The organism is Blastococcus sp. TF02A-35 (genome assembly GCF_004571075.1).
Classification (GTDB): domain Bacteria; phylum Actinomycetota; class Actinomycetes; order Mycobacteriales; family Geodermatophilaceae; genus Blastococcus.
This window is the reverse complement of sequence record NZ_SPQP01000040.1, coordinates 1-12667: the sequence shown is the minus strand read 5'-3', so window position 1 is coordinate 12667 and position 12667 is coordinate 1. Positions and strand designations below refer to the sequence as shown.

The window sequence follows — 12667 nt, the reverse complement described above, 5'->3', positions numbered from 1 at the left end:
CACCGCTTCCCCGGGGTGGAGGAGCTGCGGGCGCAGGCGCCGGACGCCACCGCGTCGCCCGGCTGCGGATGCGGTTGCGGCACCGTCGGCCTCCACGTCCCCGACGGGCTCCCCGCGTCCACCGCGGAGAGCCCGGTGCCGGTGGAGGGGACCGTCGTCGGTCCGCGCGACGAGCCGGTCGGTGGGCTGCTGCTCTTCGTCGAGCACGGGAGGCTGGCGGGCCTGGAGGTGTACCCGCTCGACGACGAGCCGCTCCCGTTGCCGCGGGTGGACCGGGTGCGGTGGAGCTAGCCCGTCGCCTCGGCCACGAGCTCCACCTCGTAGCCGTCGGCGTCCTCCAGGTAGGCGGCCCGGTGCTCGGGCCCGCCGGCGAACGGGTGCCGGTCGGCGAACAGCAGCGACCAGCCGTGCGCCGGGGCGTCGGCGACCAGGGCGTCCAGCTCCGCGGCGGTGCCGGCCCACAGGGCCAGGTGGTTCAGCCCGGGGGAGCGGCGCTCGTGCCGGTCGCCCACCTGGGCCGGTGACTGCTCGACGACGACGTAGGTGCCTGCCTCCGCCCAGCGCCAGGACCTGCCGGCCTCCCACGACTGGTACGGCTGCGCGCCCAGACGGGTCAGCAGCCACCCCCAGGAGCGCTCCGCCCTGGCCAGATCGGGCACCCACAGCTCGATGTGGTGCACGGGACCGCTCCTGGCCACAGCTCTCCTCCGTCGATCTGGCATCATGGTCGGTCGAACACGGCGGTGGCGGCCCTCTCACCATCATCGCCCGTGTCCCTGGCTCCGCCCCGGCGTACCCCCACACGCCGTCCCGGCGAGCACCGAAACGCGTTCGAGGAGAACACCACACACCGTGGCCACCAAGATCAAGCTCATGCGCCTCGGCAAGATGCGCGCGCCGTACTACCGCATCGTCGTCGCCGACGCCCGCACCAAGCGTGACGGTCGCTCGATCGAGACGATCGGCAAGTACCACCCCAAGGAGGACCCCTCGTTCATCGAGGTCGACTCCGAGCGTGCGCAGTACTGGCTGGGTGTCGGCGCGCAGCCGACCGAGGCCGTCGCCGCCATCTTCCGGGTGACCGGCGACTGGCAGAAGTTCAAGGGTGAGCCCGCCCCGGCCCCCATGAAGGTCGCCGAGCCCAAGCCGGACAAGAAGGCCCTCTACGAGGCCGCCGTCCGCGCCGGCATGGACGAGCCCACCACCGAGGCGACCACCGCCAAGAAGAAGGCCGCCCCGAAGAAGGCTGCTGCCGAGGCCCCGGCCGACGCTCCCGCTGCTGACGCCGCTCCGGCCGCCGAGGCCGCCCCGGCCGAGACGCCGGCCGAGTAAGACGTGCTCGAAGAAGCGCTCGAGCACCTGGTCAAGGGCATCGTCGACAACCCCGACGACGTCACCGTCGACCTGCTCACCAACCGCCGCGGCAAGACCCTCGAGATCCGGGTCCACCCCGACGACCTCGGCAAGGTCATCGGCCGTGGCGGGCGCACCGCCAAGGCGCTGCGCCAGGTGATGACCGGTGTCGGCGGACGTGGCCTGCGGGTCGACGTCGTCGACACCGACGGGCGCTGAGCACGAGCTCTTTGAGCACCCCGCGCAACCCTGACACGGACACCGTGGTGGTCGGCCGCATCGGCCGCCCCCACGGTGTCCGTGGTCTTGCCACCGTCGAGGTCCGCACCGACGAGCCCGACCTCCGGTTCGCCCCGGGGTCGGTGCTGCTCACCGACCCGGCCGAGCGCGGTCCGCTGGCCGTCGTCGAGAAGCGGTGGCACAGCGGCACGCTGCTGCTGCAGGTCGCGGACGCGACCGGTGCCGTCGTCGACGTCCGGGAGGGCGTCGACGCGCTGCGCAACACCCTCCTGCTGGTCCCGATCGCGGACCTGCCGGAGATCGAGGAGCCCGACTCCTTCTACGACCACCAGCTGGTCGGCCTGGCCGCGCGGCTGCCCGACGGGTCGGACATCGGGCAGGTGACGGCCGTCCGGCACGAGGCGCAGGACCTGCTGGTCCTCCGCCGAACCGAGGGCGGCGAGGCGCTGGTCCCGTTCGTGTCGGCGATCGTGCCGACCGTCGACGTCGCCGGCGGCTTCCTGGTGGTGGACCCGCCCGAGGGGCTGCTGGACCTGTGAGCTTCGACATCCAGGTCGTCACGATCTTCCCCGAGTACCTCGCCCCGCTGCGGCAGTCGCTGCTGGGCAAGGCGATCGAGCGGGGCCTGGTCAGCGTCGGGGTGCACGACCTGCGGCAGTGGACCGACGACGTGCACCGCACCGTCGACGACGCCCCCTACGGCGGCGGGCCCGGCATGGTGATGAAGCCCGAGCCGTGGGCGCGCGCGCTGGAGGCCGTCCGCCCGCCCGGCACCCGGCTCGTCGTGCCCACCCCCGCCGGCCGCCCCTTCACCCACGCCATGGCCGTCCAGTGGTCGACCGAGCCCGGGCTGGTCTTCGCCTGCGGGCGCTACGAGGGCATCGACCAGCGGGTCGCCGACTGGGCCGCCGAGGCCGGGCCCGTGTCCGAGGTGTCCATCGGCGACTACGTGCTCGCCGGCGGCGAGTCCGCGGTGCTGGTCATGACCGAGGCCGTCACCCGGCTCCTCCCCGGCGTCCTGGGCAACCGCGAGTCCGCCGAGCTGGACTCGCACGCCGACGGCCTCCTCGAGGGGCCCTCCTACACGCGGCCGGCGACCTGGCGCGGCCACGAGGTGCCCCCGGTCCTGCTGTCGGGGGACCACGCGGCCATCGACCGCTGGCGCCGCGCGGAGTCGCTGCGCCGCACCGCGACCCGCCGTCCCGACCTGCTGGCCGCCCTGCCCGAGGACGCCCTCACCGACGCCGAGCGCGCGGCGCTGGCCGGTGGCTGACCGGCCGGTCCAGCGGACGACGGCGCGCGTCGTCGTCCTCGACCCGGCCGGCCGCGTGCTGCTGCTCGGCGCCCGGCTGCCCGACCCGTCCGTGCCGCCCGGTGAGGTGCTGTTCTGGTACACGCCCGGCGGGGGAGTGGAGGACGGCGAGACGCTGGTGGACGCCGCCGTCCGGGAGCTCGAGGAGGAGATCGGCCTCGTCGTGGGACCCGCCGCGCTCGAGGGCCCGGTCTGGCTGCGCCGGCACGTCGGCCCGTTCGGCGACCAGGTCTTCGACACCCGCGAGACCTTCTTCGTGCTGCGCGACGTCGTCCACGAGGTCGTGCCGGGCGCCCTGACCGAGCTGGAGGTGCTCGCCGACGAGCCGCACCGCTGGTTCGCGGCCGACGAGCTGGCCGGGGCCGCCGAGGGCTTCGTGCCGGAAGCGCTCCCCGCGCTGGTGGCGGAGCTACGGACGGGGCCGTGGACGGGGCCGCCGCGCATCGTCAGCTGAGGATGTGGCACAGTAGAGAGTCGCTGCTGACCGACGGCACCGCCGTCGGGAGCTCCCCGAGGAGCCGCAGCTCCCCGGAACGGACAGCCGGGGCGTTCCGCTGTCCGAACCGAGAACGAGCCACCTGAGACTGAGGACTGCCGAGATGAACACCCTGGACGCACTCGACGCCGACTCGTTGCGCGACGACATCCCCTCGTTCCGCCCGGGTGACACCGTCAAGGTGCACGTCCGCGTCATCGAGGGCAACCGCTCGCGCATCCAGGTCTTCCAGGGCGTCGTCATCCGCCGTCAGGGCGGCGGCATCCGCGAGACCTTCACCGTGCGCAAGGTCAGCTTCGGTGTCGGGGTCGAGCGCACCTTCCCGGTGCACACCCCCGTCGTCGAGAAGATCGAGGTCATCACCCGCGGTGACGTGCGCCGCGCCAAGCTGTACTACCTGCGCGAGCTGCGCGGCAAGGCCGCCAAGATCAAGGAGAAGCGCGAGCCCGTCGCCCGCTGATCTCCGCGGACACGCCTCCTGGCCGGTGAACCGGCTGGAACCCGGCGGGTCCCCCTGGCCGTACGCTGACCCTCGATGAGCAGCGACCGGCCCGGGGGGCCCGCCGATGTCGTTCCCGGGGAGCCCGAGGAGCCCGACGACGAGCGCGCCGGCAAGGCCGCCCGCAAGAGGCGCGAGGACAAGAAGAAGGGCTCGCTGCTGCGCGAGCTGCCGATCCTCCTGCTGACCGCCTTCGTCCTGGCCCTGGTCGTCAAGACCTTCTTCGTCCAGGCGTTCTTCATCCCCTCCGGGTCGATGGAGCAGACGCTGCACGGCTGCACCGGCTGCACCGGCGACCGGGTGCTGGTGAACAAGGTGCCCTACTGGTTCGGTGAGCCCGAGCCCGGCGAGATCGTCGTCTTCGAGGGGCCGGACACCTGGACCCCGGAGATCGAGGTCGAGGAGCCGTCGAACTGGTTCACCGGGAGCCTGCTCTGGCTGGGCCGCACCCTCGGTGTCGCGCCGCCCAGCGAGGACGACTTCGTCAAGCGGGTCATCGCCACCGAGCACCAGACGGTGCAGTGCTGCGACGTCGAGGGCCGCCTCACCGTCGACGGCGAACCGCTCGACGAGCCCTACATCTTCGAGGACATGCCGATCGAGCAGCGCCCGTTCGGTCCGGTGACCGTCCCCGAGGGCCGGCTCTGGGTGATGGGCGACCACCGGTCGGCGTCCGCGGACTCGCGCCAGCACGTCGGAGACAAGTACGGCGGCACCATCGGCGTGGACGACGTCATCGGCAAGGCGTCGCTCATCGTGTGGCCGCTGGACCGCTTCGGCGTGCTCGACTCACCCGACATCCAGAACCTCGAAGCCGCCGGCGTGCCCGTGGGCGGGTCGCCGTCCCCGGTCGGTGCCGTGGTGGCCGCGCCCTACGTGCTGGGGCTGGCCGGGGCGGTCCCGCTGCGCCTCTGGCGCCGCCGACGACGGGCCCGCCGCGCCGCCGGCTGACCCCGCCATTCCGCGCAGAATGGATGCGCTGTTACGGGAGTGACGGCGGTCGCACCATTGAGGTGCGCGTGTACCAACAGAAAAAATTGCTGGGAAAGTATTCAAGCAACCGTTTCACCCTTCCGATGGATGCATTGCACCTTCCCGGAGAAATGAAACGGAGTCAGTTGTGTCTGCACCTGTGGCGAGCACCGCCCGCGGAGTCACCCGCGTGCTCCTCCTCGCCGACGCGCCCGTCCTGCGTCGGGGGCTGGTCAGCATGATCAACGAGACCGCCGGCATGCAGTCCGTCGGTACCCCTGGCGAGCTGCGGCGCGCTCTCACGCTGGCCGAGTCCGCCCGCCCCGACGCCGTCGTGGTGGAGCTGGGCCAGGGTCGTGCCGCGACCCTCAACGCCTGCCGCGACCTGCGCCGCCGGTTCCCCCGCGTGGCCATCGTCGCCCTGGCCACCTCCGAGGACCCGGCCGTGGTCAACGAGGCCCTGGCCGCCGGTATCCGTGGCTACCTGATGATCAACACCTCGCCGACGCTGCTCGGCTGGGCCATCCTGGCCGCCCGCGCCGGTCGCACCGTCGTCGACCCGCAGATCCGCCGGGTCGAGCCGTCGGCCGTGCCGGCCGCCAAGCCGTTCACCCCCGAGGTGCCGCTGACCCGGCGCGAGCAGGACGTCCTGGACGAGCTGCTGCAGGGCCAGTCGAACCGGCAGATCGGCCGCAACCTCTTCATCAGCGAGGACACCGTCAAGAGCCACGTCAAGGCCATCCTGCGCAAGCTGGGTGCCCGCGACCGGGCGCACGCGGTCTCCCTCGTGCTCTCCTCCCGCACCCCGGGCTGCACCTGCGGGGCGCACGCCCTGCGGGCCGATGTCCCGGACGTGACCGCCGACATCTGACTCACCGCCCCACCTTCTCCGGCACCGCGGGCCGGCCCCTCCGACAGGGGCCGGCCCGAGTGCTTTCCCGGGCGTCGTACTGTCGTGCGGCGATGGCTGTCCGTCCCACCCACACCCGATCGGCACCGGTCCGGCGCGCCCCCGCCGTCGAGCGGCCCGACGCGCTGTGGGACATGGAGCGCACCCTGCGGCGCCGGGGCTTCGAGGCGATCGCCGGGGCCGACGAGGCCGGCCGCGGGGCCTGCGCCGGACCCCTCGTGGCGGCGGCCTGCATCCTCCCCGCCGGCAGGCGCGGGCGGGTCCCCGGGCTGGCCGACTCCAAGCTGCTCACCGCCGCCAGCCGGGAGCGGGTGTACGACGAGATCGTCGCGCGCGCGGTCTCCTGGTCGGTCGTGGTGCTGCCCGTCGAGGACCTCGACGCGCGCGGCATGCACGTGACCAACATCGAGGCCCTGCGCCGGGCGGTCTCCCTGCTCGACCCCGGGCCCGACTACGTGCTCACCGACGGCTTCCCCGTGCCCGGGCTGGCCCGGCCGGGCCTGGCCGTCTGGAAGGGCGACCGGGTGGCCGCCTGCGTCGCCGCGGCGTCGGTCCTGGCCAAGGTGACCCGGGACCGCATGATGCTCGACCTGCACGAGCGGTGGCCCGAGTACGACTTCGCGGTGCACAAGGGCTACATCACCGAGGCGCACACCGCCGCCCTGGAGCGCCACGGGCCGTGCCCGGAGCACCGCATGCGGTTCGTCAACGTGCGGAGCGCGCGCGACGCGCACGCGGCCCGGGTGACCGGTTCGGCCGGCATGGTCGATGATGGGGCCATGCGCCCTGAGTCCCGAGCCCTGACGAGCACCGAGGACCGATGAGCACCGAGGACCTCGAGAAGTACGAGACCGAGATGGAGCTGCAGCTCTATCGCGAGTACCGGGACATCGTCCGCCAGTTCACCTACGTGGTGGAGACCGAGCGGCGGTTCTACCTGGCCAACTCGGTCGACCTGCAGGTGCGGGAGGCCGGGGGAGAGGTCTACTTCGAGCTGAAGCTCTCCGACGCCTGGGTCTGGGACATGTACCGCCCGGCGCGCTTCGTGCGGAACGTGCGCGTGCTGACGTTCAAGGACGTCAACGTCGAGGAGCTGGACAAGCCCGACCTCGAGCTGCCGGACGGCCCTCGCCTGCCCTAGCCCGTCCACAGCTCGCCCCGGCATCCACAGACGCTGCCGACCCCTGGGCCGTGCGCGTCGCCGGCGGCACGGTCGTGGGGTGCCTCCCACCACCGAGCTCGGCGCCCGCGGCGAACGCATCGCGGTCGCCTACCTGACCGACTCCGGCCTCCGCGTCCTCGACCGCAACTGGCGCTGTCGCGAGGGCGAGATCGACGTCGTCGCCCGAGAGGACGACGCCCTCGTCTTCTGCGAGGTGAAGACCCGCCGGGGCCTCGGCTACGGGCACCCCGCCGAGGCCGTCACCCCCGCGAAGCGCCGCCGGATCCGGGTGCTCGCCCAGCGCTGGCTCGCTGCGCACGACCAGCACGCGCCCGAGGTGCGCTTCGACGTCGTGGGCGTGCTCGTGCGCCCGGGCCGGCCGGCCCAGGTCACCCACCTGCGCGGGGCCTTCTCGTGACCCTGGCCCGCACCTGGTCGGTGGGCCTCGCCGGGGTCCGGGGCGCCGTGGTCGAGGTGGAGGTCGACATCGCCGCGGGGCTGCCCGGCGTCGCGCTGGTCGGGCTGCCCGACGCGGTGGTGCGGCAGTCGGTGGACCGGGTCCGTGCCGCCATCGCCAACGCGGGCGGCGAGTTCCCCGCCCGCCGGATCACCATCGGGCTGTCCCCGGCGTCGATGCCCAAGCAGGGGAGCGGCTTCGACCTCGCGCTGGCGGCCGCGGTCCTGGCCGCCGCCGGCACCGTGCGCGGGAGCGCGGTTGACCGGCTGGTGCTGCTCGGCGAGCTGGGGCTGGACGGGTCCGTGCGCGGCATCCGCGGGGTCCTGCCCGCCGTCCTGGCGGCCGCACGGGCCGGCCACGAGCAGGTCGTCGTGCCCGCCGCCAACGCTGCCGAGGCGGCGCTTGTCGACCGGGTGGAGGTGCTCCCCGTCGAGACGCTCGCCCAGCTCGTCGCCCACCTGAGGGGCACGGCACGGCTGCGGCCGCACGTGCGGGCGGAGCTGCCGCCGCAGCCGCCCGCGCCCGACCTGGGTGACGTCGTGGGGCAGGCCGCCGGGCGCCGCGCCGTGGAGGTGGCTGCCGCCGGCGGGCACCACCTCCTCCTCGCCGGGCCACCCGGAGCCGGCAAGACGATGCTGGCCGAGCGGCTGCCCGGGCTGCTGCCCCCGCTCGGCGAGGAGGCCGCTCTCGAGGTCACCGCCATCCACTCGATCGCCGGCACGCTCCCGGCGGACGCGCCGCTGGTCACCCGGCCGACCTTCGAGGCGCCGCACCACTCGGCCTCGATGGCGTCGCTGATCGGTGGCGGCTCCGGGCAGATCCGACCCGGTGCGCTGTGCCGGGCCCACCGGGGGGTGCTGTTCCTCGACGAGGCCCCCGAGTTCCCGCGGGCGGTGCTCGACACCCTCCGCCAGCCGCTGGAGCGAGGGCAGGTCACCATTCAGCGGGCCGCCGGTTCGGCCACCTTCCCGTGCCGGGCGCAGCTCGTGCTCGCCGCCAACCCGTGCCCGTGCGCCAGCCCCGCCGGTGACACCGCCTGCACCTGCAGCCCGCTGGAGCGGCGGCGCTACCAGTCGCGGCTGTCCGGGCCGCTGCTCGACCGCGTCGACCTGCGGGTCGAGCTGCCGCCGGTGACGCGGGCCGCGTGGCTCGACGGTCTGCCCGCGCCGGAGCCCACGGCCGTCGTCGCCGGTCGCGTGGCCGCGGCCCGTGCCGCGGCGGGGGAGCGGCTGGCCGGGACCGGCCTCGCCCTCAACAGCGAGGTCCCCGGGCGCCTGCTGCGGGAGCGGTTCGCGGTGCCGCGCGCGTCGCTCCGGCTCGCCGAGCGGGCGCTCGAGCGGGGTGCGATCTCGGTCCGGGGCTTCGACCGGGTCGTGCGGGTCGCCTGGACGCTGGCCGACCTGGCCGGACGCACGGTGCCCGGTGCCGACGAGGTCGCCGAGGCGCTCGGCATGCGCCTGCAGCGGGCCGCGGCATGAGCACCCTCGACGAGGCCCTCGAGGCGGCGGCGTCCTCCGGGGACGCGGTGCATCCCGGCGTGCGCCGGGCGCGGGCGTGGCTGAGCCGCGCGGTGGAGCCGGGCACGGTCGACCTCTGGCGCTACGTGGAGGACGTCGGCCCCGTCGAGGCCGTGCGGTGCCTGAGGTCCGGCGCCGCCCCGGCCGGCGTCCGGGCGCTGGTCGGTACCCGGGTGGAGCAGGAGTCCAGCCTGGCCGACCTCCGGCTGGCGGAGCGGTGCGGCGCGCGCCTCGTCGTGCCCGAGGACGACGAGTGGCCCGCGTACCGGTTGCACGCGCTCACCCTCGCGGCGGTCGACGAGCCGCTCGACCGCAGGAGCCAGACCGACCGGACCCGTGCCCTCGTCCCGCCCACCGCGCTGTGGGTGCGAGGGGCGGCGCGGCTGGACGAGGTCGTCGAGCGGTCGGTGGGCGTGGTCGGTTCCCGTGCCGCCACCGCCTACGGCGAGCACGTCGCGGGGGAGCTGGGGCACCAGCTGGGGCAGCGGGGGTGGACCGTGGTCTCCGGTGGCGCCTTCGGCATCGACGGTGCCGCGCACCGCGGCGCGCTCGCCGCCGGTGCGCCCACCGTCGCGGTGCTCTCCTGCGGCGTGGACCGCCCCTACCCGGCGGGCAACAGCGCGCTCTTCCACCGGATCGCCGAGACCGGGCTGCTGGTCAGCGAGTGGCCGCCGGGCTGCGCGCCGCTGCGGCACCGCTTCCTGGTCCGCAACCGGCTCATCGCCGCGCTGACCCGCGGCACGGTCGTCGTGGAGGCGGCCGCCCGGTCCGGAGCGCAGGCCACGGCGCTGCGCGCGCAGAAGCTCGGCCGTCCGGTCCTGGTCGTGCCCGGCCCGGTGACCAGCGCGCTCTCCGTCGGGTGCCACGAGCTCCTGCGCGACGAGCAGCTCGGCGCCCGGCTCGTCACCTCGGCGGCGCAGGTCGTCGAGGCGGTGGGCAGCATCGGCAGCGACCTCGCCGCACCGGTCGAGCGACCGGCGTCCCCGAGGGACGGGCTGTCCGACCTCGCCATCCGGGTCCTGGACGCCTGCCCCGTGCGCACCGGGGTCGCCCCCGAACGCCTGGCTGCGGTGGCCGGGTGCGAGGTGCTGGAGGTCCTCCGGGTCCTGCCGGCGCTGGAGCTCGCCGAGCTCGTGCAGTGGACCGGCACGGGCTGGCGGCTGGCGCCGCGGGCCGGGCGACCCGGCGCGGCGCCTTGACCAGCGCGACGCGCCGACGCACCGTGCCCCCGTGGCCACCACCAGCACCGCAGAGGTCCGCGCCGGGCTGCCGCCCGCGCTGGCCGAGGCGCTGGCCGGCTACGAGGAGCACCTGAGCGCCCAGCGCGACCTGTCGGAGAACACCGTCCGGGGGTACGTCGGCGACGCGGTCCGGCTGCTCGACCACCTCGCCCGCCGTGGCGGCGAGCAGCCGCACGACCTCGACCTGGCCGCGCTGCGCAGCTGGCTCGCCCAGGGCCGCACGCGGGGGCACAGCCGGTCGACGACCGCCCGCAACGCCGCCAGCGCGCGCTCCTTCACCAGCTGGCTCCGCCGGGCCGGGCTGCTCCCCGAGGACGTCGGCCAGCGGCTGGTCAGCCCGCGTGCCCTGCGCACGCTGCCCGACGTGCTCGCGCCCGCGCAGGCGCGGGACCTGGTGGAGGCCGCGGCGGGCGCGGAGGAGCCGGTGGGGCTGCGCGACGCCGTCGTCCTCGAGCTGCTCTACGCCAGCGGCATCCGCGTCAGCGAGCTCGTCGGCCTCGACGTCGACGACGTCGACCGCGGGCGGCGGCTGCTGCGGGTGCTCGGCAAGGGCAGCAAGGAGCGCAGCGTCCCCTACGGACTGCCCGCCGAGCGCGCCCTGGACGCCTGGCTCACCCGCGGTCGCCCCGCGCTGGCGACACCCGGCTCCGGTCCGGCCCTCCTGCTCGGGGTCCGCGGACGCCGGCTCGACGCCCGCGAGGCCCGGCGCACCGTGCACGCCGCCACCGCCCGCGTCCCCGGGGCGCCGGACATCGGCCCGCACGGCCTCCGGCACTCGGCGGCGACCCACGTGCTCGAGGGCGGCGCGGACCTGCGCTCCGTACAGGAGCTGCTCGGCCACGCTAGCCTCGCGACGACGCAGATCTACACGCACGTGACGGTCGAGCGGCTCCGTGCGGTCCACGCCCAGGCGCACCCGCGTGCCTGAGGCCACGGCCGGGCAGCGGGCGCTGGATCGGCAGTCATGACCACGCGGGGCCACGGACGGGGAACCCGCAGCACGACCGAGGAGCGCCACCGTGTCTGAGGCAACGATCCACCGGCTCGACGAGTCCGGCGAGGACACCGACGCCATGCTGGCCGAGCTGTGGGCGCGGTACGTCGAGGGCCGGGAGGCCGCGCTGCGCGACCGGCTGATCCTCCACTACGCACCGCTGGTGAAGTACGTCGCCGGCCGGGTCGGCAGCGGTCTGCCCGCCCACGTCGAGCAGGCAGACCTCATCTCCTACGGCACCTTCGGCCTCATCGACGCGATCACGCGCTACGAGCCCACCCGCGAGGTGAAGTTCGAGAGCTACGCTATGTCCCGCATCCGCGGCGCGATCATCGACGAGCTGCGCAACACCGACTGGATCCCGCGGTCGGTCCGGGTGAAGGCCCGCCTCTTCGAGCGCACCGTCGCCGAGCTCGAGGCGAAGTACCGCCGGACGCCGACCGACGAGGAGGTCGCCGACGCCATGGAGATGGACGTCGACGACATCCGCAAGTTCCTCGGCCAGCTCTCCCTGGTCAACGTCGTCGCCCTCGACGAGCTGCTCACCGACGACGACGGCGGCGCCCCGCGCCTCGGCGACACCCTGCAGGACCCCAGCGCGCTGGACCCGCAGGCCATGGCCGAGCACGGCGAGGCGCGGCAGCTCCTCGCCCGCGCCGTCGAGCAGCTGCCCGAGCGGGAGAAGGTCGTCGTCTCCCTCTACTACTTCGAGGGACTGACGCTCGCCGACATCGGGCGCGTCCTCGGCGTCACCGAGAGCCGCATCTGCCAGCTGCACACCAAGGCCGTGCTCCACCTGCGCACCAAGCTCGCCGACATCGCCTGATGTGTGACTGGACTCGATAGTTGAGCAGTGGACAGCGAATGTGAGCACAAGCGTCGGCGGACAGGACAGTTGAGCAGCACTTCCTGCGGTTTTGTCCCTGCTCAGAGCCGTCGCGAGGGCCGTTTGGACACGACAGTTGAGCAGAACTGGCACTGGACACCACAGTTGAGCAGGACTGCGGTTTGGACAGGACAGTTGAGCAGGACTGCCGTTCTTGGACACCGCAGTTGAGCAGGACGGCGCACCTGTCGGACTGCCTGGGTAGCGTTGCGGACGTGGCTACAGGCGGGATGGACGAAGGCGTGCAGGCGGCCATCGATGGGGAGATGGCACTCCTGGAGCCAGAGGTTCGCTCCTCGCGGGCGCGGGCCGAGCGCCTTCTCGATGAGGAGTTCGTCGAGTTCGGTTCGTCCGGCCAGATGTGGGACCGAGAGTCCATGCTGGAGGCCATGGCCGGGACGCTTTCTGCCGCCGGTGAGCCCATCGAGCCTTTCGGTGTTCGGGGGGTTCGTCTCGCGGAGAATCTGGTGCACGTCACCTACATGACTAACTGGCGCGGTTGGGACTGCTGCACGGATCGGTGACAGGTTGGGTCAGGCTGCCTGCGCGGCCATTGTGGGCACGATGGTCTCGTACTCGATGGGCGTGAGTCGACCGAGGGCGTCCTGACGCCGCCGGCGGTGGTAGG

At 74.0% G+C, this 12667-nt stretch carries 18 protein-coding genes; 17 read left to right on the top strand and 1 reads right to left on the bottom strand.

Annotation, left to right across the window (positions count from 1 at the left end; all coding sequences use genetic code 11):
• The first annotated feature begins 15 nt into the window (after nucleotides 1-15).
• Nucleotides 16-291, top strand: a complete 276-nt coding sequence (locus tag E4P43_RS16255) for a hypothetical protein (protein WP_209313924.1) — start codon at nucleotides 16-18, stop codon at nucleotides 289-291.
• On the opposite strand, the gene E4P43_RS16250 is transcribed toward E4P43_RS16255, so the two are convergent.
• On the bottom strand, nucleotides 288-680 hold the full coding sequence (locus E4P43_RS16250; protein ID WP_245159185.1) for a VOC family protein: 393 nt from the start codon (nucleotides 678-680) through the stop codon (nucleotides 288-290). The two genes, E4P43_RS16255 and E4P43_RS16250, sit on opposite strands and share 4 nt — an antisense overlap.
• Nucleotides 681-852: 172 nt before the next feature.
• Here E4P43_RS16250 and rpsP point away from each other — a divergent pair, with 172 nt between their 5' ends.
• From rpsP to E4P43_RS16170, 16 genes are all read left to right on the top strand, one after another.
• Complete coding sequence (rpsP, locus tag E4P43_RS16245) at nucleotides 853-1332, top strand: 30S ribosomal protein S16 (protein ID WP_135146494.1); 480 nt, start codon at nucleotides 853-855, stop codon at nucleotides 1330-1332.
• A gap of 3 nt (nucleotides 1333-1335) precedes the next feature.
• Entirely contained in the window at nucleotides 1336-1572 is a 237-nt protein-coding gene (locus tag E4P43_RS16240; RefSeq protein ID WP_113799223.1) for an RNA-binding protein, read from the top strand.
• 11 nt (nucleotides 1573-1583) lie between these two features.
• A complete protein-coding gene (rimM, locus tag E4P43_RS16235) occupies nucleotides 1584-2132 on the top strand; it encodes a ribosome maturation factor RimM (protein ID WP_135146493.1) in 549 nt (182 codons plus the stop codon).
• Entirely contained in the window at nucleotides 2129-2866 is a 738-nt protein-coding gene (gene trmD, locus E4P43_RS16230) for a tRNA (guanosine(37)-N1)-methyltransferase TrmD (protein ID WP_135146492.1), read from the top strand. The genes rimM and trmD overlap by 4 nt, the downstream gene beginning before the upstream one ends.
• Nucleotides 2859-3359, top strand: a complete 501-nt coding sequence (locus tag E4P43_RS16225) for an NUDIX domain-containing protein (protein ID WP_135146491.1) — start codon at nucleotides 2859-2861, stop codon at nucleotides 3357-3359. The genes trmD and E4P43_RS16225 overlap by 8 nt, the downstream gene beginning before the upstream one ends.
• A gap of 145 nt (nucleotides 3360-3504) precedes the next feature.
• Nucleotides 3505-3861 (top strand): 50S ribosomal protein L19, encoded by a 357-nt coding sequence (rplS, locus tag E4P43_RS16220; RefSeq protein ID WP_135146490.1) that lies wholly within the window; start codon nucleotides 3505-3507, stop codon nucleotides 3859-3861.
• A 75-nt stretch (nucleotides 3862-3936) separates the two neighbouring features.
• Entirely contained in the window at nucleotides 3937-4851 is a 915-nt protein-coding gene (lepB, locus tag E4P43_RS16215) for a signal peptidase I (protein WP_135146489.1), read from the top strand.
• A 169-nt stretch (nucleotides 4852-5020) separates the two neighbouring features.
• A complete protein-coding gene (locus E4P43_RS16210; RefSeq protein ID WP_135146488.1) occupies nucleotides 5021-5743 on the top strand; it encodes a response regulator transcription factor in 723 nt (240 codons plus the stop codon).
• A gap of 92 nt (nucleotides 5744-5835) precedes the next feature.
• Nucleotides 5836-6606: a ribonuclease HII gene (locus E4P43_RS16205; protein WP_135146487.1), complete on the top strand. Its 771-nt coding sequence runs from the start codon at nucleotides 5836-5838 to the stop codon at nucleotides 6604-6606.
• On the top strand, nucleotides 6603-6923 hold the full coding sequence (locus tag E4P43_RS16200) for a DUF2469 domain-containing protein (RefSeq protein WP_135146486.1): 321 nt from the start codon (nucleotides 6603-6605) through the stop codon (nucleotides 6921-6923). Before E4P43_RS16205 ends, E4P43_RS16200 begins: the two co-directional genes overlap by 4 nt.
• A gap of 79 nt (nucleotides 6924-7002) precedes the next feature.
• Complete coding sequence (locus E4P43_RS16195) at nucleotides 7003-7362, top strand: YraN family protein (RefSeq protein WP_135146485.1); 360 nt, start codon at nucleotides 7003-7005, stop codon at nucleotides 7360-7362.
• The gene (locus E4P43_RS16190) at nucleotides 7359-8879 is read left to right on the top strand and encodes a YifB family Mg chelatase-like AAA ATPase (protein WP_135146484.1); all 1521 of its coding nucleotides are present in this window, start codon (nucleotides 7359-7361) and stop codon (nucleotides 8877-8879) included. Before E4P43_RS16195 ends, E4P43_RS16190 begins: the two co-directional genes overlap by 4 nt.
• On the top strand, nucleotides 8876-10117 hold the full coding sequence (dprA, locus tag E4P43_RS16185; protein WP_135146483.1) for a DNA-processing protein DprA: 1242 nt from the start codon (nucleotides 8876-8878) through the stop codon (nucleotides 10115-10117). Before E4P43_RS16190 ends, dprA begins: the two co-directional genes overlap by 4 nt.
• A gap of 31 nt (nucleotides 10118-10148) precedes the next feature.
• A complete protein-coding gene (locus E4P43_RS16180) occupies nucleotides 10149-11087 on the top strand; it encodes a tyrosine recombinase XerC (RefSeq protein ID WP_135146482.1) in 939 nt (312 codons plus the stop codon).
• A gap of 91 nt (nucleotides 11088-11178) precedes the next feature.
• A complete protein-coding gene (gene whiG, locus E4P43_RS16175) occupies nucleotides 11179-11979 on the top strand; it encodes an RNA polymerase sigma factor WhiG (RefSeq protein WP_135146481.1) in 801 nt (266 codons plus the stop codon).
• Nucleotides 11980-12269: 290 nt separating this feature from the next.
• A complete protein-coding gene (locus E4P43_RS16170) occupies nucleotides 12270-12563 on the top strand; it encodes a nuclear transport factor 2 family protein (RefSeq protein ID WP_135146480.1) in 294 nt (97 codons plus the stop codon).
• The last annotated feature ends 104 nt before the right edge of the window (nucleotides 12564-12667 follow it).